The following is a 23265-nucleotide window of genomic DNA, read 5'->3' as shown; positions in this document are numbered from 1 at the left end:
TTCAGAATAGTTAAAAAAAATAAAAAAAATGGACTAAATTCAATAAAAAAAAAATAATATATATAAAAAACTTTAAAAAATAAACTGAAATGTAAAATTTTTATAAAATAAAAGATTTATAAAACTGCTGATAATAGTCTAGAAATTGATTCCTTGATTTTTATATAAGTAGACCTAGAATTATATATATCTAATGTTATCTCTTTTGAATCTAAAATATCATTTTCAAATATAATTCTTTGTTCCAATGCTTTTTTTGAAGAGTACATAAATGCATTTACTTCAAAATTAAGTTCAAAGCTTCTTATGTCCATATTAGCTGTTCCTATAGAGCAGATAGAGTCATCTATAACTATCGTTTTAGCATGTAAAAATGCATTTTGCCCATAAGTATAAATTTTAGCTCCAAAGTTTAAAAGTTCCCCAGCATATGAATATGATGCCCAGTATACAAAAGGATGGTCAGGTTTAGAAGGAATCATAATTCTTACATCAACACCAGATAAACAAGCTATTTTTAAAGTATCTATAAACGTTGAGTCAAGTATTAAATAAGGACTCTGTATATATATATACTTTCTAGCTTTCTGAATCATTTTAAGGTAACCATATTTAATTTCGTCAAGCTCTGATATATCTGGACCACTTGACACTATCTGAATCCCAATATTTTCAGAAGGATGATTAGAGTGTGCTTCTTCTTCTATAAAGTACTTTTCTAAGTCTAAATCTTCTTTAGTTGTGTATCTCCAATCAAGGATAAATCTCATATTCAGGTCAATTACACAATCACCAGTAAGCTTAGTATGTGTATCTCTCCATAGACCAAATTTTGGATTTCTACCTAAATATTCATCACCAACATTATATCCACCTACAAATCCTACTTTACCATCAATAACAACAATTTTTCGGTGATTTCTATAGTTTAAGTTAAAGTTTACAATTTTTAAGAATGATGGGAAGAAGCTTCCAACTTTAACACCACTTTCTTTAAGTCTAGAAAGTGTACTATTCTTTAGTGTTCTACCACCCACGGCGTCAAATAAAAGTCTTACTTCAACACCTTCTTTAGCTTTAGCTACTAGAATGTCGATTATTTCAGTTCCGATTTTGTCATCTTTGAAAATGTAAAATTGTATATTTATATATTTTTTAGCTTTTTTAAGTTCATCAAGAAGACTGTTAAAAAATTGACTAGACTCAGCATAAATCCACACATCGTTATTATTGGTATAATGAGCATTATTTGAATTAGCTAATGCATAAATCATATCCTTATGTTGATGTATATCTGAATCAATTTCAGAAGTAGACTGGAGTTTAACTTGAGTATCTAGTATATTACTTTTGATTATCTTATCGTCCTTTTCTTTCAATCTAAACATATTGTTTTTTGAAATATTTCTACCAAAAGCTATATAAAGTATGAATCCAAGTGCAGGAATTAATACCAATATAAGAAGCCATGTTAGAGTTGTATTTATGTTTCTTTTTTCTCTAAAGATAAGGTTCAGTATAACCATGAAATTAATTATATATATTGTAGTAACTGCTATTTCATATATCGACATTTCGAAAAATGATATATCAAACATAAAATTTCCTCCTTCAAATATTTATTAAAATAAGTAATTATATATAATAACACAAACATATATCTATTATATATAATACCTCAACAATAAAAAAGTAAAATAAATAATCGAGAGGTAAATTTTTCAAATTCGATATAAATTATTTCGAAATTAACAAAGTTGGTATATAATAAATAGTATAATTATATGAGACAAGTATATATAAGCATATAGTATATTTTTTATGTTAATAAAATTTATTATATATCATATTGTTATTATATAATTATTGCCATAAAAAGACAAGGAAAAGTATAATTTTTAAGGGGGAAGGATTTATGAGTAAAGGATTCTTGACACCTGGGGAAACAGCACAAGCAACTATAAGTGCTGGCATTAAAAAAGCGAATATTTCAACACAAAATGCAATTTTATTAGGTTTATTTGGAGGCGCATTTATAGGTTTAGGGGCATTGGGGAGTATTATAGTTAGTCAGACTTTCGGTAAAATAGACCCAGGAGTAGCTAGTTTTTTAAGTGCTATGGTCTTTCCAGTAGGTCTTATGCTTGTAGTGGTAGCAGGAGCAGAGTTATTCACTGGAAATACTTTAATGCTTATTCCACTTATGGACAAAAAAATAACATTAGGAAAAATGTTAAGAAACTGGGGACTGGTTTATTTTGCAAATTTAGTAGGTTCAATTTTATTAGTCGCACTTGTATTTTATTCTTCTACATTGACAGGGGATGCAGCTACAAAAGCTATAGCTGTAGCAGAAGCTAAAGTTAATTCAACTATAGTTTCAATGTTTTTAAAAGCAATACTTTGCAATATTCTAGTAGTTTTAGCTGTATGGATGGCTACAGCATCTCAAGATGTAGTATCAAAGTTAACTTCATGCTGGACAGTAATAATGCTATTTGTGTTATGTGGATTCCAACATAGCGTTGCAAACATGTTTTTTATACCAATGGGAATGGCATTAGGAGCAAATATAACTATAGTCCAATTCATAACTAATTTGGTATTTGTAACACTTGGAAATATTGTTGGAGGTTCCATAATAGTTGGAGGAATTTATTATCTTTGCTATGTTAAAAATAGTTAGATAAATAATACGAATTAAATTGCCTTTTAAAGCATTGATATCAGTGATATTGATGCTTTTTTTAAATTATTTATATTCTTTTATATGTTGTTATTTTTTTTTTTTTAATTTATTATATATTTATTGAATATAGTTTGTAATTAAGAAACTTAAAATATAAAATCCATATGATAAGCAAAATCATATATTATTGAATATAGTTAATACTATATATTAATGTAATTTAAATAAGAATGACAGCTAAAGTTCAGTATAATTTGGGAGGAAATACAATGAATAATCAAGATATATACGAAAATTTATTAAATATATTAAGTAAAGATGATATAAAAGTTGATGAACCTATGAAAAAGCATATTTCATTTAGAGTAGGAGGACCAGCAGATATATTGGTTAGACCTAGAACAGAAGAACAATTAAAAAATGTACTTCAGTTGGTAAAAAAGGAATCCATTCCATATTTAATAATTGGAAATGGCTCAAATATTTTAATTAAAGATGGTGGAATAAGAGGTATTGTAATAGAATTAGCCGATAATTTCAATTCTTATGAAATAAATGATACTAGAATGATTGCTCAGTCAGGAGTTTTGTTATCAGTTTTAGGTAAAGCTCTTCAAAAACAAGAATTAAAAGGATTTGAATTTGCATCAGGGATACCTGGAACATTGGGAGGAGCATTAGCCATGAATGCTGGGGCATATGGTGGCGAAATGAAAGATATAGTAAAATCAGTAAGATTAATGGATATGGAAGGAAATATATTTGAACTATCAAATGAACAGATGGAATTTGGGTATAGAGGAAGTATAATATCAAAAAATGGCTATATAGCCTTATCAGCAGAATTAGAATTACAAAAAGGAAATTATGATGAAATAAAAAGTTTAATGGACGATTTAGCAACAAGAAGAACAACTAAACAACCATTAAATTTTGCTAGTGCAGGAAGTACATTTAAAAGACCAACAGGATATTTTGCAGGTAAATTAATAGAGGAAACTGGATTAAGAGGTCTTACTTTAAGAGGAGCACAAGTGTCTGAGAAGCATTGTGGATTTGTAGTTAATCAAGGAGAAGCAAATGCTAAAGATATCTTAGATTTAATATATGTTATAAAAAGTGCTGTATATGCCAAGTTTGGGGTTATGTTGGAAGAAGAAGTCAAAATACTTGGAGAGGATTAACAGATGAAAATACTGGCTGATTATCATACACATACATTATATAGTCATGGAAAAGGGACTATTGAAGACAATGTAAAGGTGGCCATTTCTAAGGGAATAAAAACAATAGGAATATCAGACCATAGTTATAAACATATTGCATATGGTGTAAAGAAAAAAGATATTCTTAAAATGAGAGAAGAAGTAAATTATTTAAATGATAAATATAGTGATATAAATATACTCTTAGGTATGGAGTGTAACATATTAGATGACAAAGGGAATATAGATATGGATGATAAATTTATCAAAGAATTTGACTATATTATGGCTGGTTATCATTTTGGCTCTACTCCAACCTCATTCAAAAGTCTATTAAATCATTGTAATAATTATATATTCAAAACTGAAAAAGCAAAAGAATATAATACAAAAGCTGTAATAAATGCGATGAGTAATAATGATATTTTTATAATTACTCATCCTGGAGATAAAGGCGATGTGTATATAGAAGAAGTAGCAAAGAGAGCAAAAAAAACAGATACTAGACTTGAAATAAATAGTAGTCATTCTTTTTTGAATGTTAATCAATTAAACAAGATAAAAGAGTTAAAAAATAAATTTGTGATAGGTTCAGACGCACATTGTCCAGAACGAGTTGGTGACTTTGAACTAGCGATAAAGACTGTATTTAATTCTAATCTAGATGTATCATTAGTAGAAAACATTATAATAGAATAAACGTAAGATAAAAGGGAGGAGTTAGCAATGAAATTTGTTATAGTTACAGGTCTTTCAGGATCTGGAAAAAGTGAGACAATGAGAGCTTTAGAGGATATGGGATTTTATTGTGTAGATAATCTACCTCCTGCTTTAATAACTAAATTTGCAGAATTATGTTATCAACCAAATTCAAGTATTGATAAAGTTGCTCTAGGGATAGATATAAGAGGAAGAAAATTTTTTGAAGCTCTTCATGAAAGCTTAAACTACTTGGAAAAAGAAAATTATGAATATGAGATGGTATATTTGGATTGTGATGATGATGTACTGTTAAAGAGATATAAAATGACAAGAAGAAATCATCCGTTGGCAAAAGATATGCAGATTCCAGAAGGTATAAAAATGGAAAGAAAAATAATGGAGCCTTTAAAGGAATTATCTACATGTATAATTGATACAACTAATATGAAGCCAAAAGATCTTAAAGAAGAAATAAAGAAAATATATTCTTCTGGTGAAGATAATCCAAATTTAACTATATCTGTAGTATCTTTTGGGTTTAAACATGGTATACTTGCTGATGCAGATTTAGTATTCGATGTAAGATTTCTTCCAAATCCATATTATGTTGAAGAATTGAGATCTAAAACTGGTGATGATAAAGAAGTTAGAGACTATGTTATGAATTCTAAAATCAGTGAAGAATTTTATATAAAACTTTTAGATATGATTCATTTTTTAGTGCCTCAATATATAGAGGAAGGAAAACAACATTTAGTAATTGGTGTTGGATGTACAGGTGGAAGACATAGGTCAGTTACTATAACAAATCTTATAGCGGAGGATTTATCTAATAAAGGATATAGGGTTGTAAAGAAACATAGAGACTCTATGTTACGATAGTGGAGGCAAACATGGCTAAATTACTTATTATTGTAGGAATTTTAGGTTGGATTGCATTAATTGTATCGTTATTTATATATAAAAAAGCAAAAAATGAAAAAGTAAAATTATTTCAAAGGTCTATTGTTGAAAATAGAGACCCAAATGTAGTAGTGATAGGTGGAGGTACTGGTCAGTCAGTATTTTTAAGAGGTCTTAAACATTCCACACAGAATATCACTGCAATTGTTACTGTTGCTGATGATGGTGGAGGTTCAGGTGTATTGAGAGAAGACCTAGGGATGCTACCACCAGGAGATATAAGAAACTGTCTATTAGCACTTGCAAATATAGAACCAACAATGAATGAAGTCATGCAATATAGATTTACAGAAGGACTTTTGAAAGGTCAGAGTTTTGGAAATTTATTTTTGGCTGCTATGAATGGATTGTATGGCAACTTTGAAAAGGCTGTGTATAAATTAAGTGAGATTTTTGCTATAACAGGAAGAGTTTTGCCAGTAACCTTAGAAGATGTAAACTTAGTTGCAAAATTGGAGAATGGCAACATAATAAATGGAGAATCTAGCATACCAGAAGAATCGAAAAGTCAAAAAAGCTCTATTGACAAAATTTTTTTAAATCCAAAAGATGTCAAACCATTAAAGGATGTTATTGCTTCTATTTATGATGCTGATATTATAATTATGGGTCCTGGAAGCCTATATACAAGTATCATACCAAATCTACTTGTAGATGGGATTGTAGATGCCATTAAATCGTCTGTAGCTCCAAAAGTATATATATCAAATATAATGACCCAGCCAGGTGAGACAGATGGTTACAACGTATTAGAACATGTTAATGCTATAGTGAAGCATACTGATGAGAGTTTAATAGATTATGTAATAGCAAACAATGAAATATTGCCAGAGGAAATGCTTGACCTTTATAGACAGGATGGAGCAGAACAAGTTTTGCTTGATAAAAAACAAAAAGATAAATTAAAAGAGATAGGTATAAAAACCGTAGAAAAGAATTTAATTGAAATAAAAAATAATTATATAAGACATGATGCAAAGTATATATCTAACATAGTTATTGAGTTAGCCCTAAATCATAATTACAACAAAAGTTAGTAAAAAAGGATTTTAAAAAATTGTGTAGAAATCCTTATCATTATGTTAGTTTTAAGGAGTGAACATCGATGAGAGAAGAGGTTAGTGCTGGTGGTGTAGTCCTGTTTGGCAATACAATTCTTTTACTAAGGAAGTTCAATGGAGATTGGGTGCTACCCAAAGGAAAAGTAGAAGAAGGGGAAAATAACCAAGAGGCAGCATTACGTGAAGTAAGTGAAGAAACTGGAGTAAAGGCAGATATATTGAAATATTTAGGTGAAATACATTATACATTCAAAGAAAACTGGGATGAAAATAGAGCAGTTCATAAAACAGTTTTTTGGTATTTGATGCAAGCAAAGAATATGGATACTATTCCACAAAAAGAGGAAGGCTTTATTGATGCTAAATTTATCCATCTAGATAGAGTTGTAGATCTAGCTAGATATGATGATGAAAAGGAGATAATAAAGGTTGCCTTACAAGAAATAAAAAAAAGGTTAAAGAAAAATTAGTTAATGGGTGATAGAGATGTCTTTTTCAACTGAAACCAAAAATGAACTAGCGAGAATTGTATCTGGAAATGAATGTTGTAATATAGCTGAATTGTCAGCTCTAGTCAAATCAGGGGGAAGTATACAAATTGTTGGATATAAAAAACTAAATCTAAAGATAACAACAGAATTAAATTCAATAGCCCGTAAAGTATTCAAGTTATTAAAAAAGAATTTTAATATTAATACTACAATCTCTGTAAATAAGAATCAAATGTTAAAGAGAAATAACAGTTATGTATTGATGGTAACAAGTGAAATGGGTTCAGAAAAGTTATTAAAAAAATTAGGTATACTTGAAGATAAAGAAGGATTTTTTACTATAAACAAAATTCCAGATAGCTTAATTAAACACGAAGGATGTAAAAGAGCTTTCATAAGAGGTGCTTTTCTTGGTGGAGGTTCTATAAGTGACCCAGAAAAGAACTATCATATGGAATTTGTGACTAACAACGAGGAGTTTGCAGATTCCTTAAAAGAGCTTATAAACTCTTTAGGTTTTAATAGTAAAATTGTGGCTAGAAAAAATAATCATGTTGTTTATATTAAAGAGAGTGAACAAATATCAGATTTGTTGAGTATTATAGGAGGACACCACGCTCTTTTAAGTCTCCAAAATACTAAAATAGTAAAAGAAATGAGAAATAATGTAAACAGGATAGTAAATTGTGAGACAGCTAACCTTTCTAAAACAGTAAATGCAGCAGTAAGACAAGTAGAAAATATTAAGTTCATACAAGAAACTATAGGAATTAGCAGCTTACCAGAAAATTTACAAGAAATAGCTAATATTAGAATTGAGTATGAAGATATGACTCTCAAAGAACTTGGAGAGATGTTAGAGCCACCGATAGGAAAATCTGGTGTCAATCACAGGCTTAGAAAAATAGAGGAAATTGCGACAGATTTGAGAAAAAAATCATTATAATAAATTGAGGGGACAATCTCAGAATAAGCATTAATTTCTAACATATAATGGGATATGTTGAAGTTAATTCCTATTTTGAGATAAAAGTCTCTGTTTTTGTTTTAAGACATATATTTGTGGTAAAATTAAATTTATAAAACAGGAGGTGATTTAATGGACAAAGATTTTGCTCATCTTCATGTACATACTGAGTATAGTTTACTCGATGGATTTTCGAGGGTGAAAAAACTTATAAAAAGAGCTAAGGAGTTAAACATGAGCTCAATAGCTATCACTGACCATGGTTGTATGTTTGGTGTTATAGATTTCTACAAAACAGCTATAGAAGAAGGAATAAAGCCAATTATAGGATGTGAGGTCTATACGGCTGCACGTGGACTTAGAGATAAAGACCCAAACTATGATAAATATCAAGGACATTTAGTTCTATTAGCTAAGAATATGGAGGGCTATAAAAATTTAATAAAAATAGTTTCGACTTCATACGTAGAAGGCTTTTATTATAAGCCTAGAGTTGATATGGAAGAACTTAAAAGACACAATGAGGGAATTATAGCACTTTCTGCATGCCTTGCAGGAGATGTAGCACGTGCCTTAATGAATAGAAATTATGAAAAGGCAAAACAATTTGCTATTGATTACAGGGATATATTTGGAGAAGAAAATTTCTTTTTGGAGATTCAAGACCATAATTTACCCGAACAGAAAGAAGTAAATTCTGGATTAGTGAAATTATCAAAAGAGACTGGTATTCCACTAGTTGCGACTAATGATGTCCACTATGTAAATAAAGAAGATTCAAAAATACATGATGTCCTTATGTGTATTCAAATGGGAAAAACATTAAATGACCCAAATAGAATGAGATTTGGTAGTGATGAGTTCTATTTGAAATCAAGAGAAGAAATGGAAGAATTATTTCCATATGCATTAGAAGCTATTGATAATACTACGAAAATAGCTGACATGTGTAATGTAGAGTTTGATTTTAATACTATACATCTTCCGAAGTATGATGTTCCAGAAGGATATACACCAGAAACTTATTTAAGGGAGTTATGTTTTAATGGATTAAAAGAGAGATATGACAATCCCAGTGATGAGATACTGGAGAGATTAAATTATGAATTAGATGTAATTGAAAAAATGGGTTATATGGAGTACTTCTTAATTGTATGGGATTTCATAAACTTTTCTAAAGAAAATAATATTATAGTAGGTCCAGGTAGAGGTAGTGCAGCTGGTTCAATAGTAGCATATACACTTAAGATAACTGATATAGACCCAATAAAATATTCTCTCTTATTTGAACGTTTTTTAAATCCAGAACGTATATCTATGCCAGATATAGATATAGATTTTTGTTATGAGAGAAGAGAAGAAGTTATAGATTATGTAAAGAGAAAATATGGTGATGACCATGTTGCACAAATAATAACTTTTGGGACAATGGGTGCAAAAGCAGCAATAAGAGACGTAGGAAGAGTGTTAGATATAGGATACAATAAAGTTGACAAGATAGCTAAAGAAATTCCTTTTGCTTTGGGAATGACAATAGATAAAGCTCTAGATACAAATCCTAACCTTAAAGAGTTGTATGACCAAGACCCTGAAACAAAAGAGATAATAAATATATCTAAACAGATAGAAGGAATGTTAAGACATGCTTCTACTCATGCAGCAGGAGTAGTTATATCAAAAAATCCTGTAGATGAGTATGTGCCTCTATATAAACATCAAGATGCAATAACAACACAATTTACTATGACGACACTTGAAGAACTGGGTCTTTTAAAGATGGACTTTCTTGGATTAAGAACACTTACAGTTATAAGAGACACTCTTGATTTAATAGAAAAAAATAGAGTTATAAAAAACTATACAGAAAAAATAGACTTTTCAAAGATGGATTATGATGACCCAAAGGTATATGAGATGTTATCATCTGGAAACACATTAGGAGTATTCCAATTGGAGAGTGCTGGTATGAGAAGCTTTATAAAGCAACTAAGACCAGACAACTTTGAAGATATTGTAGCGGGAATATCTCTGTTTAGACCAGGCCCAATGGATTCTATACCTGCATATATAAAAAACAAAAGCAATCCAAAAGATGTAACCTACCTACATGAAAAATTAAAACCTATAATGGAAGTAACATATGGTTGTTTGGTATATCAAGAACAAGTTATGCAGGTTGTTAGAGATTTGGGTGGTTATAGTTACGGTCGAAGTGACTTGGTTAGAAGAGCCATGAGTAAGAAAAAGATGGATGTAATGGAAGAAGAAAGACAATATTTTATCCATGGTAAATTTGATGAAGATGGCAATATAGAAATCGCAGGTTGCATTAGAAATGGTGTAGAAGAGGAAATAGCTAATAAAATATTTGATGATATGATAGACTTTGCTCGTTATGCATTTAATAAATCACATGCGGCGGCATATGGAGTTTTAGCATATGAGACAGCTTATCTAAAAACATATTATCCAGTTGAATTTATGGCGGCGTTGATAACGAGTGTCATGGGAAATACTGACAAGGTAGTTGAGTATATAAGAGAATGTAAAGCATTAGAAATAGATGTATTGCCTCCAGATATAAATAAAAGTTTTTCAAAGTTTTCAGTTGAAGGTAATAATATAAGATTTGGTCTAGCTGCTGTAAAAAATGTTGGTGTAAACATAATAAACAATATAATTGACGAAAGAGAATCGAATGGATTATTTGTAGATTTAGTAGATTTAGTTAAGAGGTTAGACCAAAAAGATACAAATAAGAGAGTAATAGAAAGCTTAATAAAATGTGGAGCTTTTGATAATATAAGTGAAAATAGAGCTAGTTTAATGGCTGGTTATGAAAGTTTATTAGAAAGTGTATCTATGGATAGAAAGAAAAATGTTCAAGGTCAAATTTCTCTATTTGATGCTTTTGGAGATAGTGAAGAAGATAATGATTTTCAACAAATATATAGTTTACCTAAAAGACAAGAATATGAAGAAAGAGAGAGACTTAATCTTGAAAAAGAAGTACTGGGAATGTATGTAAGTGGACATCCTTTATCACAATTTGAAAAAGAGTTGCAAGAAAAAACATCTATAGATAATGGAAAATTAAATTCATTAAAAGAGGATGAAGAAGCATATATACAAATGAATGAAACAGATGCCATAATGGGCGGAATGATTGTGAATAAAACTATAAAAACTACAAAGAGAAATGAAATTATGGCGTTTATTGAATTAGAAGATTTGTATGGAGCTATAGAAATAGTAGTTTTTCCTCAATTATTACAAAAATACAATGTCATTTTAAATGAAGACAATATAATCTATGTAAAAGGAACATTAAGTATAAAAGAAGGCGAAAATGCAAAACTTATAGCTAGAGAGATAAAAGATATAAACGATAGCACTGATTTTGCAACTAGAAACTATAATTCAGGAAGAACTAAAAATATACAAGATATTAAACCACAAAGTGGTAAAAAATTGTATTTGAAAATAGATAGTATGTCTGATACAGATACAACTAATAATATTGTAGAAATAGCTAAACAGCATCCAGGCAATGATAGTATATACCTATATCCTATGGATGAAAATATAAATGGTAAGCGTAAAGCATATAAAATGACAGGAGTATTGACTTGTATATGTGATGAATTTATAAATAACTTAGAAAAGTTACTTCCTAAAGATAACATAAAAATAAAAGCTTAATTTTTCGGATAAAAATCTAAATATATTATAATAATATGAAAAATATTGTCCGTTTTGTGATATAATATCACAAAATGGACATTTAAGGACATTTAATTTTTTTAGTCTTGATGGGATTGAAAAATGATATAGGGACAAAAAAAGTCCATTAACATATAATAACAATGATTATAATAAAAAATTGACATAAAATCCAAGGAGGAAAAAGATGAAAACTATAGGATTACTAACAAGTGGAGGAGATGCTCCAGGAATGAATGCTGCGATTAGAGCGGTTGTAAGATCAGCAATCTATTATGGATGCAAAGTATATGGAATCAATAGAGGATATAAGGGATTACTAGAGGAAGATTTAACTGAAATGAATTTATCTTCTGTTGGAGATATTATACACAGAGGGGGAACTATATTAAAGTCTTCTAGATGTGAAGAATTTAAAACAGAAGAAGGTAGATTAAAAGCAGTAAAAATTCTTAAAAAGTATAAAATCGATTGTTTAGTTGTAATTGGTGGAGATGGTTCATTTACAGGAGCTCAAAAACTTAGCGATTTAGGATTTCCAGCTATAGGTATACCAGGAACTATAGACAACGATTTAGCATATACGGATTATACTATAGGATTTGACACTGCAATGAATACTATTATAGATGCTATAGGTAAGATAAGAGATACATCATCTTCTCATGAAAGAGTTAATATAGTAGAAGTCATGGGAAGACACTGTGGAGATTTGGCTCTATATGCAGGTCTTGCAGGGGGAGCTGAAACTATAATAGTACCAGAAGTAGAAATTAAAGTTGATGAAGTTGCTTTAAGACTAAAGACTACTCAAAAAAGAGGTAAGAGACATAGTATAATCGTTTTGGCAGAAGGTGTCGGAAGTGCTAGCGATTTAGAAAAAGAACTTAAAAAAGAGTCAGGGGCAGACTTAAGAGTAACCGTATTGGGGCATGTCCAAAGAGGAGGAAGTCCAACTGTATCTGATAGAATACTAGCAAGTAGACTTGGTGTAAGAGCAGTAGAATTATTACTAGATGGAAAATCAGCTAGAGTCGTAGGAATAAAAGAAAATAAGATAATTGATTTAGAAATAAGTGAGGCTTTAGCTCAAAAGAAAGTGTTTGACAAAGAAGCTTATGAGATGGCAAAAATATTATCTATATAAGTTTTAGTATTAAAAATAAATCTGTGGAATAATATCTCAGGAGGAGCAAATATGTTAAATAATGTAAAGAAGACAAAAATTGTTTGTACACTAGGTCCAGCATCACAAAGCGAAGAAGTTTTAACTCAACTTATGCAAAATGGTCTAAATGTGTGTAGATTTAACTTTTCTCATGGTTCACATGAAGAACATAAGGAAAGAATAGATATGGCAAAAAAAGTTAGAGAGAAATTAAATAAGCCAGTTGCTATATTATTAGACACTAAAGGTCCAGAAATTAGAACAGGTAATTTTGAAGACCCAGAGGTATTTTTAGAAGAAGGGCAAAAGTTCACTATAACTATGAAAGATGTTATGGGAACTAAAGAAATGTGTACAGTAAGCTATAAAGGTCTTGCTGAAGACGTTAAAGCAGGAGATTCTATATTAATAGATGATGGTCTAGTTGGCTTAAGAGTAAAAGAAATAAATGTAGAAGATATAGTTTGTATTGTTGAAAATTCAGGGATAGTTAAAAATCACAAGGGAGTAAATGTGCCTGGTGTTAAGATAAATTTACCAGCAATAACTCCTAAAGATATAAGTGATATAGAGTTTGGAATAAGTCAAGGTATAGATTATATAGCAGCTTCTTTTGTAAGAAAGGCATCTGATGTACTAGCGATAAGAGAAATACTAGAAAATAATAATGCAACTGATATACAAATAATATCTAAGATAGAAAACCAAGAAGGTGTAGAGAACCTAGATGAAATATTAAAAGTTTCTGATGGTATAATGGTGGCTAGAGGTGACTTAGGTGTTGAGATACCTACTGAAGAGATGCCAATAGTTCAAAAAATGATGATAAAAAAATGTAATGAATTAGCAAAACCAGTTGTAACTGCTACTCAAATGCTTGATTCTATGATAAGAAATCCAAGACCAACAAGAGCAGAAGTTACAGACGTTGCTAATGCTATATATGATGGAACAGATGCGATAATGTTATCTGGAGAAACTGCTGCTGGAAAATATCCTGTAGAAGCAGTAAAAATGATGGCTACAATAGCAAAAAGAACAGAAGAAACTTTAGATTATGATAGATTACTAAAGGAAAATGGAACTAATAATGTTACTGTAACAGATGCAATAAGTCATGCAACTTGTACAACAGCAGTAGATTTAAATGCATCAGCTATAATAACGTCTACTTCTTCGGGATATACTGCTAGAATGGTATCTAAGTTTAGACCAAAATCTCCAATAATAGCTACTACAAATAATGAAAAGACTATGAATAAACTAGCTCTTACATGGGGAGTTTATCCAGTTAAATCTTCTGTTGCAGGAAATACAGATGAAGTTATAGAAAAAGCAATAGAGGCAGCTAGACAAGCAGATTATATAGATAATGGAGAATTAGTAGTTATAACTGCTGGAGTACCAGTAGGGGTGAGCGGAACTACTAACTTAATAAAAGTTCATGTAATAAGTGAAGAAATTGTTCAAGGTATAGGTGTAGGTACTCAAACAGTGGAAGGTAAAGTTCGTGTAATAAAGAATGGAGAGACTTGTGTAGATTTCAATGAAGGAGATATACTTGTTTCTACGACTACTGATGCTGAAATGAACAATTATATAGAGAAAGCAGGAGCTGTAGTAACGGAGAATGGTGGAATGACATCACATACAGCTATTGTAGGTATAAATTTAGATATACCAGTTATTGTGTCTGCAACAGATATAACAAATCTAGTAGAAAATGGAGAAGTTGTAACTGTGGATGCATCAAGAGGTGTGGTATATAGAGGTTCAACTAGAGTTTTATAGGAAAAATAATAAATTTATTTGTCAAGGGGCTTTATAAGCTCCTTTTTTTTTGGTAAAATAAAATATTGTAGCTTAGTAAAAAATATAGTTTAGTTAATAGCAATATTTTAATATAAATTTAAAGAAAAAAGTTTGTAAAGATTAAAATATAATAGATTGATTGGAGGGTGATTTATGCTTTCGAAAAACGAGGTGTATATTGTAGATATAGTAGACATTGGACAAGGCGGAGTAGGAGTAGGAAAGTACAATGGTATTACAGTTTTTGTAGAGGGCGGATTAATACAAGATAAGGTAAAAGTTAGGATTAATAAAGTAAAGAAAAATTATGCTGTAGGAGATATTGTTGAAATAATAGAGAAGTCTCCGTTTAGAGTAAAAAGAATGTGTAATGACAATCTTAGGGATTGTGGAGGATGTCAGATACAAGATTTAGATTATAATAAGCAACTTGAAATGAAAACGAATGAAGTGAAACAAGTACTTGCTAGAATAGGTAAGTTAGATGACGTAGAAGTTCATAACACTATAGGAATGGAGAATCCATATAGATATAGAAATAAAGCACAATTTCCAATACAAAAGAATGATGGTGTTCCAATTATTGGCTTTTACAAAAAGAAGACTCATGATGTAATATCAACAGAAAAATGCGTAATACAACATGAGATAAATGATAAAATTGTTAAGATAATAAAAACATATATAAGAGCCTATAAGGTAAGTATATATGATGAAAAGACTCATACAGGATTAATTAGACACTTAGTAACAAAAATAGGTTTTACAACTAAAGAAGTGATGGTTGTATTAGTAGCTAATGGAAATAAACTTCCATATCTTAAAGAATTAGCTTCTGTACTTAAAGAAAATATACCTGGTTTTAAAACTTTGGTTGTAAATGTAAATCAAAAAGATACGAATACTATTTTAGGAAGAGAAAATATAGTTATTTATGGTGATGGTAAAATAAATGATTATATAGGTGACTTAGTGTTTGAGATTTCACCATTATCATTTTTCCAAGTAAATCCTGTCCAAACTAAAGTATTATATGATAAAGCTCTTGAGTATGCAAGTCTAAAGGATACTGATACTGTTTTTGATATCTACTGTGGTATAGGTACAATATCTTTATTTTTGGCACAAAAGGCTAAAAAAGTTTATGGAATAGAAATTATAGAAGACGCTATAAAGGATGCTAAGATAAATGCTAGATTAAACAACATACATAATGCAGAATTCTATGTTGGTAAGGCAGAAGAGGTTGTACCTAAGATGTACAGTCAGGGTAAAACTGCGAATGTTGTAGTTGTAGACCCACCTAGAAAGGGATGTGACGAAAAGGTTCTAGAGACTATTGTTTCAATGAATCCTGAGAGGATAGTTTATGTTTCTTGTAATCCATCTACTTTAGCGAGAGATTTAGATTATCTAAATATGCACGGATTTAAATGTGTCGAGGCTCAGCCTGTAGATATGTTCCCTCATTCTACACATGTGGAAACTGTAGCTAAGGTAATCAAGCAATAGCAACGTTTATATAGATTAATATATTGGTAATATATTGTATTTGCCACCGATTTGCCACCGTAAGGCGTTTTCGGTGGCAAATTTAGTCTACAATATTATCAAAAATCTCTACGGTCTCATTTTTCATTTTATCAGTTACATGTGAATAAGTGTCCATTGTAGTTGATATTCTATTGTGCCCAAGTCGTTTTTGTATATCTTTTATATTAGCACCATTTTCTAATAACATTGTAGCATGTGTATGTCTTAAACTATGGAAATTAAAATCTATTTCAAGTTCATAATTTATAACTCTACTTAAATATTTTATACTATTGGCTGTTATATGTTCCCCATTATCTTTAGTACACACCCAGTTTGAATCAATATACCATTCTCCTAATTTTAATTTCATTTCCTTGTTAAATTTTTTGCGTTCCTTTAGTATCTTAACTAGTTTATCACCAATATGTATAACCCTTTGAGAACTTGCAGTTTTTGGAGTACCAAGTTCAAATTGCCCCTTCCCTTTATCTATCAGAGTATGTCGAACATTTATAGTTTTATTTTCTAAGTCTATATCATCCCATCTTAGTGCTGTAACTTCTCCAATCCTCATACCAGTATAAAATCCGATTTGTAAAGGTATATAAAAATTAGACTCCTTAGGAAATCTATTTAATATTTTATTGTAGTCCTCTATGCTTATTATTTTTAAAGTTTCCTTTTCTTTTATTTGTTTCATTTTTGGCATCTTAACATACTGCATAGGGTTTTCTTTTATATATTTATAGGGATATACAGCAGATTTTAAAGAAGTACTTAGTACAGTATAAAAATTATTAATTGAGTTTTTACTAAACCCATCTCTATATTTAGTATTTATAAATTTTTGCAAAATTGTTGGAGTTATTGTTTTTAATTTGTAAACACCAAGTGCAGGTTTTATATGATTTTCAATTGTTTGTTTATAATATTGTTGTGTATTATATTTACAATTTAGCATTACATATTCTTTATACCAAAAGTCTAAGTAGTCTAATAAACTTATGTTACTTTCATCAAAAACAACACCAGCATTATCAAATTCATTTATTGCATCTCTTAAAGCTTTTTCAGCTTCTTTTTTAGTTTTGCCACCAACTCTTTCTATCTTTTTTCTTTTTCCATTAATAGTTCCTAAATCAAAGTAGTAATACCATTTTTCACCACGTTTTCTTACTCCACCTTTCATAAAATTTCTCCTCTCAAAAGATTTTTATGTAATTATATAATAGCATATATAAGTTTAAACAAAATAAATAAAATTAAGAGTAAATAAAAAAAAGACTATTGATAAAAGACATTCATCCTCATAATCAACAGTTTTTAGAGATATAGATATTTAATGTTTTTTATTTTGAGTTGCCATTACTTTCTCAGCTAAATAATTAACTATTTTTACATACTCTATGTCTGTTTCTAAAGAAAAGTCAACAATATCAGGTATGGTTATATCTCCTGCATAGCTATTACCTAACCAATTTTCAATCAATTCAAATTCTTCTTCGTTTAATTCAAGTTTTTTCTTTTTATTAAAATTTAAATTCAATTTATTCACCTCAAATAATATTATATATTAAAAATAGTATTTGATAGAAGCATTCGAATTATTTATATAATTTTCTTTTTTTTATATATTCATCAGAAAAATAATTTACTAAATATTTCTCTTCTAATCCTAAAGCTATTTCTAATTCTATAAGAATAGGGATAGTTAAATCTTTATCCTCATTGTTTTCCAACCTAGAAATTTGACTTCTATGACAACCAACTCTTTTTGCTAACTCTGTTTGTGTTAATTTCTTCTTTTTTCGTAATTCTTTTAACATATATTTAACCTGCCTTTTAGATTATTTTATATATGTTAGTTTGTGTAATTTCTTGTAATAAATGTGCAATATTCGCACACTTTTTGTTGGAAATTTGTGCTAGAATGTAGTTAAGAAATAACTTTATCTAGATAAAGTAAATATAAGAAGAGTAATTTCAAAATACAGTTTTAGTTTTATTCAATTTGCAATGAAGTTTAAAAAAGGGTAGATTCTAACTATTTCAGCGAACGTAAGTTCTTGTGTGAGGCAAAAGGGGTGATAATATGCAAAATGATAGAGAAAGACTAGTTGCTATTATAAAAAAATTAAAGGAAGAATATAAATATGATTATGAAAGTTTTATGAAACTAGTAATATATTTCTATATAGAATTAAAAGAGAAATAAGCATACATATTTTTATTAATTATAATAAAGGTAATAAGGTGCGTACATTAAGAATGATTTAAGTGACATTTAGAAACTAATTTATATAAACGATATTATATACCTTTAAAAAAATAGAAAGTATAATATTGTTTATTAATTTATTATGTTTGAGCATTATAAAATTAATAAGCATAAATAAAAATATCTTTATTTATGCTTATTAATTAGAGCATCAAGTATTTTTGTAACGGTTGCCCTATCATCTTTATCTAATTCGTATATCATATCAACTAACGCTTCTACTTCCTCATCTGTTTCATTTGAACCTATTTTTGAACTTGAGTTGTTTTTATTGGTATAATTAGTTTTGTCCTTTATGTTATTATCAAGTAAAAAATCTATAGAAACATTAAAGTATTCAGCAATTTTTTTTAAAACTTCAAAATCAGGCTTTCTTTTATTTGATTCATATAAAGATAAGGCTGGTCTGGAAATACATAAACTTTCAGCAAATTCTTCTTGAGTCATATTTTTTTCCAATCTAAGACTTTTAATTTTTTCTCCTAGCATAATGCACCTCCTTTAAATTTATTATACTCTACAAAATGTAACATTTCAATTTTAGTAACAATGTGTAACTAAAATTTAAAAAATATCTTGACAGTTACATATTGTAACATTATAATATAAACATAAGATGTTACAAAATGAAACGAGGTGGAAAAATGAATAATATAAAAAGATACAAATTATATGAATTAAGACACAAACTTGGAATAACACAAAAAAATGTAGCTGAAAACGCAAAAATAAGTAGGTCTTCCTATTCTTTGATTGAATCTGGCAGAAGAAATCCAAGCATAACAGTGGCAATAAATATCTCACAAGCATTAAATGTTTCACTAGAAGATGCTTTCCCAGATGAAATCTTTTTCGGGAAAAATGTTGCGATATGAAACTAAGGATGAAAGCATAATTAACGAATACAATATCTAAATTTATTTGAAATTATTATACTTTATAAATAAGAGTAACTGAATGTCACAATAATTAAGTATTTTTAGTTATAGACTAATTATAATACTAAATGGAGGAAAACTGAATGTCATACGAATACCAAAATATTTATCAAAATGCAAGAGAAAATACCAATCTAACACAAGAAAAAGTATCAGAGCTACTAGATATATCAGTAGAGAGTTTAAGAGCATATGAGAATGATAAAAGGATACCACCAAATACAGTAGTAGCCAAAATGGTTTCTATTTACAACAACAACTTATTAGGATATGAACATGTTAGAAGAACTACAGAAGCAGGAGTAATGTTTTTGCCAAAGCTGGAAATGAAAAGTCTTTCAAGTATAACTCTAAAATTACATAAAGAAATTAAAGATTATCTAAAAAAGGAAGATGATTTCATAGACATAGTTGAAGATGATGTGATTGATGAAGATGAAGAAGAAGTTTGGAATGAAGTAATGCAAGAATTAGAAGACATTTTTAAATCAATTTTAATTCTGAAACTTTCAAAGAAGACAATATAGGAAGGAGAAAATTGTATGAACAACTTAGTTCTAATAAATGATAAGGAATTGCAAATTAAAGAGTTTAAAGGTGAAAGAGTTATAACATTTAAAGAAATTGATTTAATTCATGAAAGAGCAGAAGGAACAGCAAAAAGAAATTTCACCGAGAATAAAAAATATTTTATAGAAAATGTTGATTATTTTGAGGTCAGTACGAAAATCGTACCAAGCTTAGAGTTATATGGTTTTAGTAAATTTGCTCCAAATGGGATTCTAATAACTGAAAGTGGTTATCTAATGTTAGTAAAATCTCTAACAGATGATTTAGCATGGACAGTACAAAGAGAATTAGTTAATAACTACTTTAGAGTAAAAGAAAAAGAACAACCTAAATTACCAGCTACATATAAAGAAGCATTGCAACAGTTATTAGTAGAAGTTGAGGAAAAAGAGCAATTACAATTAGAAAGTAAAATGAAAGACCAAGTTATAAGTGAACTCAAACCTAAGGCTGATTATACAGATAAAATATTAAAAAGCGATAGTCTAGTTACAATAACACAAATTGCAAAAGATTATGGCATGAGTGGTGCAGAAATGAATAAATTACTTCATGAATTAAAAGTGCAATACAAGCAAAGCGAGCAATGGCTTTTATATAAAGAGCATCAAGGTAAGAGTTACACTCATTCAGACACAATAGAGATAATTAGAAGTAATGGGACAATTGGTTCAAAGATGACAACTAAATGGACTCAAAAGGGAAGATTGTTTTTATATGACTTGTTAAGAGTAAATAACATATTACCAGATACAGAAAAAAGTAATCAACAATTATCAATGCTAAGTTAAAACTTTGAAAATTAAATACAGAATATTCTTAAAATGGTGGTGGTTTAATATGGAAAATTTAAATATTGGAGAACTTTTTAATGAAAGTATAAAAACAATAATACTACAAGAAGTAAAAAATGCAAAACAAGAAATAGAGAAAAAAACAGATAGAGAAAAAATAGTTATATTAATGCAAAGAGGGTATCCAAACGAATTAATACCAAAAGAAAAAGTTAGAAAAAGATTAAATATAGGTAAGGAAACATTGAAAGATTTAATTGATTTAGGTCTAATTCCAGTGATACGAAATAAAAGAGCTACAAAAATAGCGAGTTATGATTTGGATGATTTTATAGAACGAAGCAAAGGAAAAGATTTAAGCGAGGTAATAGAAGAAGCCAAGAGTAGAATGGAGGTGATTTAAATGACTCTAAGATGGTTTCTAAGATTCTGTAAAAAACATAAAAAAGTCCCTACACCAAAGTTTTATGCAGAGTGTGTAGCTTATATGGAAGAATGTAAACAAAGAGGACCTGAAATTTAAGAGAGGGGGATTAATTATGGAAGTTTTAAAAATTACTTTTAATTTAGAAAATCTTGAAGTAGGTAAAACAATAAGAATAAATTCATTATATGAAGGCGAAAGAGATTGCATTATAGTTGTAGCAACTGAAAATGAATTAAACTTAGCTTATCTTGATAAAGAGAGGGGTTGTATGGAGTATCAAGCATTAACAATAGAAGATATTCAAGATAACTATTATAAGATTAAAGTTTTATCCTAGGAGGAAATAAAATGGCAGTTTTAATAATGGTAGGTTTATTTGCAATATGTTTAGCAGGATTATTTCAAAATAGAGATTAAGTGAAGGGGTGTATTTAGATGGAAGCAGCTAGATTAATAGCAATAGGTCAAATTAAACAGGCTAAAAAAGAAATAAGTAAATTGCAAGGCACAAAAAACAATAGTAGTTTAATGTGGTGGGAAGCTGTTAAGTTTGCAAGTGAAAATATATTACAAGGGTTGGAACATGATATAGAGCTAGAAGCATCAACTGAATTTAGGGAGTTTATGATAACACAAGAAGAACTTGAAAGAGATAGACCTATAGAGGTACAGATATAAGAAAAGAGCCATTACGACTGGCTCTAATCAAAAATAGATACAAATAAATTATAGCTATATTATAGCACAAGGGGGAAGAAATGAAAACTAGAAATGAGATAATTAATGATTTAGAAGATAGATTATTTTTTTCACAGTTTACTATAGTTGATGAAATTGATTTGGATGAAAGGTTTGGAGAAATATCAGCCTTAAAATCTTGTATAGAAAAACATAAAAAAGAGTGGACTTTAGAACAGTTTAAAGAGCATTTAAAAGATAATGAAAAGAAAAATGAATATGGAGATTATGTAAATGGCTTTATGTCAGTTTTAAGAAGAAATATAAAAGATATGGAGGGGTTGGAAAATGAATAATAAGGCTTTAGAATTAGCGACATGTACTTTAGAGTCAGGACAAATACTTGATTATACAACAGTAAAGAATTATCTAGTAAGTGGTAGTGGAAATGTAACAGACCAAGAAGTTCTAATGTTTATAGAATTATGTAAGGCTCAGAAACTAAATCCTTTTATAAAAGAAGCATATTTAATAAAGTTTGGTAATTCACCGGCAAACATAGTAGTTGGTAAAGATGTATTTGTAAAAAGAGCAAATAAAAATCCTAACTTTGAAGGTATGAAAGCTGGGATAGTAACTGTAAATAAAAATGGAGAAGTATTTGAAAGAGAGGGCAGTTTAAAACTACCTCAAGAGGAATTAATCGGTGGATGGTGTGAAGTATCAGTAAGAGGTATGAAGTTCCCTATAAAGTCTGTAGTGTCTTTAGAAGAGTATTCAAAGAGCCAAGCTACTTGGAAGCAAATGCCTTGTGTAATGATAAGAAAATGTGCAATTGTTACAGCTTTAAGAGAAGCATTTCCAGAAGATTTGCAAGGATTATATGATAGCGCAGAAATAAAGATTGTACCCGATAAATTACCTCAAAAGCCTATTGAAATAGGTAAGGCAAGCCCATCGCAAAAACAAGGAATACTTAAATTAGCATCAACGAAAGGTTTATATGATTATGAGAATAAAAAAGATACATCAAAGTTAGAAGAATTTTGTGAGAGTAATGGATTTGATTTAAAAGAATTAAAGTTTGAGGAAGTAGATGAATTAATTGAATTACTAAGTGAATATGAACCAAAAGATGATTTTATAGATGCTAAGTTTGAGGAAGTAAAAGAGGATGAAGTAGAGATAAAAGAAGAAATTGAAAACAAAGATAGTCAAATGAGTATGGAAGATACTATGAATTTTGATTAAGTAGGTGAAGCA

Annotated in this window: 25 protein-coding genes; 20 read left to right on the top strand and 5 right to left on the bottom strand. The window is 29.2% G+C overall.

The genetic code is table 11. The features are described 5' to 3' along the window. Window positions 1–116 precede the first annotated feature (116 nt). The gene (gene cls, locus ACTG48_RS19125) at window positions 117–1598 is read right to left on the bottom strand and encodes a cardiolipin synthase (RefSeq protein WP_479917719.1); all 1482 of its coding nucleotides are present in this window, start codon (window positions 1596–1598) and stop codon (window positions 117–119) included. 317 nt (window positions 1599–1915) lie between these two features. Here cls and ACTG48_RS19120 point away from each other — a divergent pair, with 317 nt between their 5' ends. The 11 genes from ACTG48_RS19120 (at window position 1916) to rlmD (ending at window position 16293) form a co-directional block, all read left to right on the top strand. Next, entirely contained in the window at window positions 1916–2686 is a 771-nt protein-coding gene (locus ACTG48_RS19120) for a formate/nitrite transporter family protein (protein ID WP_021386327.1), read from the top strand. Window positions 2687–2958: 272 nt separating this feature from the next. Further along, on the top strand, window positions 2959–3873 hold the full coding sequence (murB, locus tag ACTG48_RS19115; protein ID WP_479917718.1) for a UDP-N-acetylmuramate dehydrogenase: 915 nt from the start codon (window positions 2959–2961) through the stop codon (window positions 3871–3873). A gap of 3 nt (window positions 3874–3876) precedes the next feature. Then, a complete protein-coding gene (locus ACTG48_RS19110; protein WP_021386308.1) occupies window positions 3877–4593 on the top strand; it encodes a PHP domain-containing protein in 717 nt (238 codons plus the stop codon). 27 nt (window positions 4594–4620) lie between these two features. Continuing rightward, window positions 4621–5478 (top strand): RNase adapter RapZ, encoded by an 858-nt coding sequence (gene rapZ, locus ACTG48_RS19105; protein ID WP_021386320.1) that lies wholly within the window; start codon window positions 4621–4623, stop codon window positions 5476–5478. Window positions 5479–5489: 11 nt separating this feature from the next. Next, the gene (locus ACTG48_RS19100) at window positions 5490–6596 is read left to right on the top strand and encodes a gluconeogenesis factor YvcK family protein (protein WP_479917717.1); all 1107 of its coding nucleotides are present in this window, start codon (window positions 5490–5492) and stop codon (window positions 6594–6596) included. A 68-nt stretch (window positions 6597–6664) separates the two neighbouring features. Continuing rightward, window positions 6665–7090: an NUDIX hydrolase gene (locus tag ACTG48_RS19095; RefSeq protein ID WP_003416968.1), complete on the top strand. Its 426-nt coding sequence runs from the start codon at window positions 6665–6667 to the stop codon at window positions 7088–7090. A gap of 16 nt (window positions 7091–7106) precedes the next feature. Continuing rightward, window positions 7107–8057, top strand: coding sequence for a DNA-binding protein WhiA (gene whiA, locus ACTG48_RS19090; RefSeq protein WP_021386323.1), 951 nt, complete (start codon window positions 7107–7109; stop codon window positions 8055–8057). A 153-nt stretch (window positions 8058–8210) separates the two neighbouring features. Then, window positions 8211–11780 (top strand): DNA polymerase III subunit alpha, encoded by a 3570-nt coding sequence (locus tag ACTG48_RS19085; RefSeq protein ID WP_479917716.1) that lies wholly within the window; start codon window positions 8211–8213, stop codon window positions 11778–11780. Window positions 11781–11988: 208 nt separating this feature from the next. After that, window positions 11989–12948 carry a 6-phosphofructokinase gene (pfkA, locus tag ACTG48_RS19080; protein WP_021386333.1) on the top strand — a complete coding sequence of 320 codons (960 nt, stop codon included), beginning with the start codon at window positions 11989–11991 and terminating at the stop codon, window positions 12946–12948. Window positions 12949–12999: 51 nt separating this feature from the next. After that, entirely contained in the window at window positions 13000–14760 is a 1761-nt protein-coding gene (pyk, locus tag ACTG48_RS19075; protein WP_479917715.1) for a pyruvate kinase, read from the top strand. A gap of 174 nt (window positions 14761–14934) precedes the next feature. Continuing rightward, the gene (gene rlmD, locus ACTG48_RS19070; protein ID WP_479917714.1) at window positions 14935–16293 is read left to right on the top strand and encodes a 23S rRNA (uracil(1939)-C(5))-methyltransferase RlmD; all 1359 of its coding nucleotides are present in this window, start codon (window positions 14935–14937) and stop codon (window positions 16291–16293) included. Between the two features lie 82 nt (window positions 16294–16375). On the opposite strand, the gene ACTG48_RS19065 is transcribed toward rlmD, so the two are convergent. From ACTG48_RS19065 to ACTG48_RS19055, 3 genes are all read right to left on the bottom strand, one after another. After that, window positions 16376–17506 (bottom strand): tyrosine-type recombinase/integrase, encoded by a 1131-nt coding sequence (locus ACTG48_RS19065; RefSeq protein ID WP_479917713.1) that lies wholly within the window; start codon window positions 17504–17506, stop codon window positions 16376–16378. Between the two features lie 150 nt (window positions 17507–17656). Next, window positions 17657–17872, bottom strand: a complete 216-nt coding sequence (locus ACTG48_RS19060; protein WP_479917712.1) for a hypothetical protein — start codon at window positions 17870–17872, stop codon at window positions 17657–17659. A 49-nt stretch (window positions 17873–17921) separates the two neighbouring features. Beyond that, on the bottom strand, window positions 17922–18143 hold the full coding sequence (locus ACTG48_RS19055; protein WP_227845434.1) for a helix-turn-helix domain-containing protein: 222 nt from the start codon (window positions 18141–18143) through the stop codon (window positions 17922–17924). A gap of 266 nt (window positions 18144–18409) precedes the next feature. Here ACTG48_RS19055 and ACTG48_RS19050 point away from each other — a divergent pair, with 266 nt between their 5' ends. Then, the gene (locus tag ACTG48_RS19050) at window positions 18410–18532 is read left to right on the top strand and encodes a hypothetical protein (RefSeq protein ID WP_479917711.1); all 123 of its coding nucleotides are present in this window, start codon (window positions 18410–18412) and stop codon (window positions 18530–18532) included. Window positions 18533–18721: 189 nt separating this feature from the next. On the opposite strand, the gene ACTG48_RS19045 is transcribed toward ACTG48_RS19050, so the two are convergent. Then, a complete protein-coding gene (locus ACTG48_RS19045) occupies window positions 18722–19084 on the bottom strand; it encodes a helix-turn-helix domain-containing protein (RefSeq protein ID WP_479917710.1) in 363 nt (120 codons plus the stop codon). Between the two features lie 137 nt (window positions 19085–19221). Between ACTG48_RS19045 and ACTG48_RS19040 the strand changes: the two genes are divergently transcribed. The 8 genes from ACTG48_RS19040 (at window position 19222) to bet (ending at window position 23253) form a co-directional block, all read left to right on the top strand. Further along, window positions 19222–19470: a helix-turn-helix transcriptional regulator gene (locus ACTG48_RS19040; protein ID WP_479917709.1), complete on the top strand. Its 249-nt coding sequence runs from the start codon at window positions 19222–19224 to the stop codon at window positions 19468–19470. A 146-nt stretch (window positions 19471–19616) separates the two neighbouring features. Further along, the gene (locus ACTG48_RS19035) at window positions 19617–20060 is read left to right on the top strand and encodes a helix-turn-helix domain-containing protein (protein ID WP_479917708.1); all 444 of its coding nucleotides are present in this window, start codon (window positions 19617–19619) and stop codon (window positions 20058–20060) included. Between the two features lie 15 nt (window positions 20061–20075). Further along, window positions 20076–20894, top strand: a complete 819-nt coding sequence (locus tag ACTG48_RS19030) for a phage antirepressor KilAC domain-containing protein (protein WP_479917707.1) — start codon at window positions 20076–20078, stop codon at window positions 20892–20894. Window positions 20895–20943: 49 nt separating this feature from the next. Further along, the gene (locus tag ACTG48_RS19025) at window positions 20944–21300 is read left to right on the top strand and encodes a MerR family transcriptional regulator (RefSeq protein ID WP_054271832.1); all 357 of its coding nucleotides are present in this window, start codon (window positions 20944–20946) and stop codon (window positions 21298–21300) included. Between the two features lie 136 nt (window positions 21301–21436). Next, a complete protein-coding gene (locus ACTG48_RS19020; RefSeq protein WP_223195644.1) occupies window positions 21437–21661 on the top strand; it encodes a hypothetical protein in 225 nt (74 codons plus the stop codon). Window positions 21662–21759: 98 nt separating this feature from the next. Next, the gene (locus ACTG48_RS19015) at window positions 21760–22002 is read left to right on the top strand and encodes a hypothetical protein (protein ID WP_223195645.1); all 243 of its coding nucleotides are present in this window, start codon (window positions 21760–21762) and stop codon (window positions 22000–22002) included. An 80-nt stretch (window positions 22003–22082) separates the two neighbouring features. Next, window positions 22083–22358: a hypothetical protein gene (locus ACTG48_RS19010; protein ID WP_479917706.1), complete on the top strand. Its 276-nt coding sequence runs from the start codon at window positions 22083–22085 to the stop codon at window positions 22356–22358. Next, window positions 22351–23253 carry a phage recombination protein Bet gene (gene bet / locus ACTG48_RS19005; protein WP_479917705.1) on the top strand — a complete coding sequence of 301 codons (903 nt, stop codon included), beginning with the start codon at window positions 22351–22353 and terminating at the stop codon, window positions 23251–23253. Before ACTG48_RS19010 ends, bet begins: the two co-directional genes overlap by 8 nt. Window positions 23254–23265 lie beyond the last annotated feature (12 nt).

It is taken from the genome of Clostridioides sp. LIBA-6822 (assembly GCF_056688955.1).
Note: the sequence above shows the minus strand (reverse complement) of the source record. Positions and strands in the feature narration are given on the sequence as shown.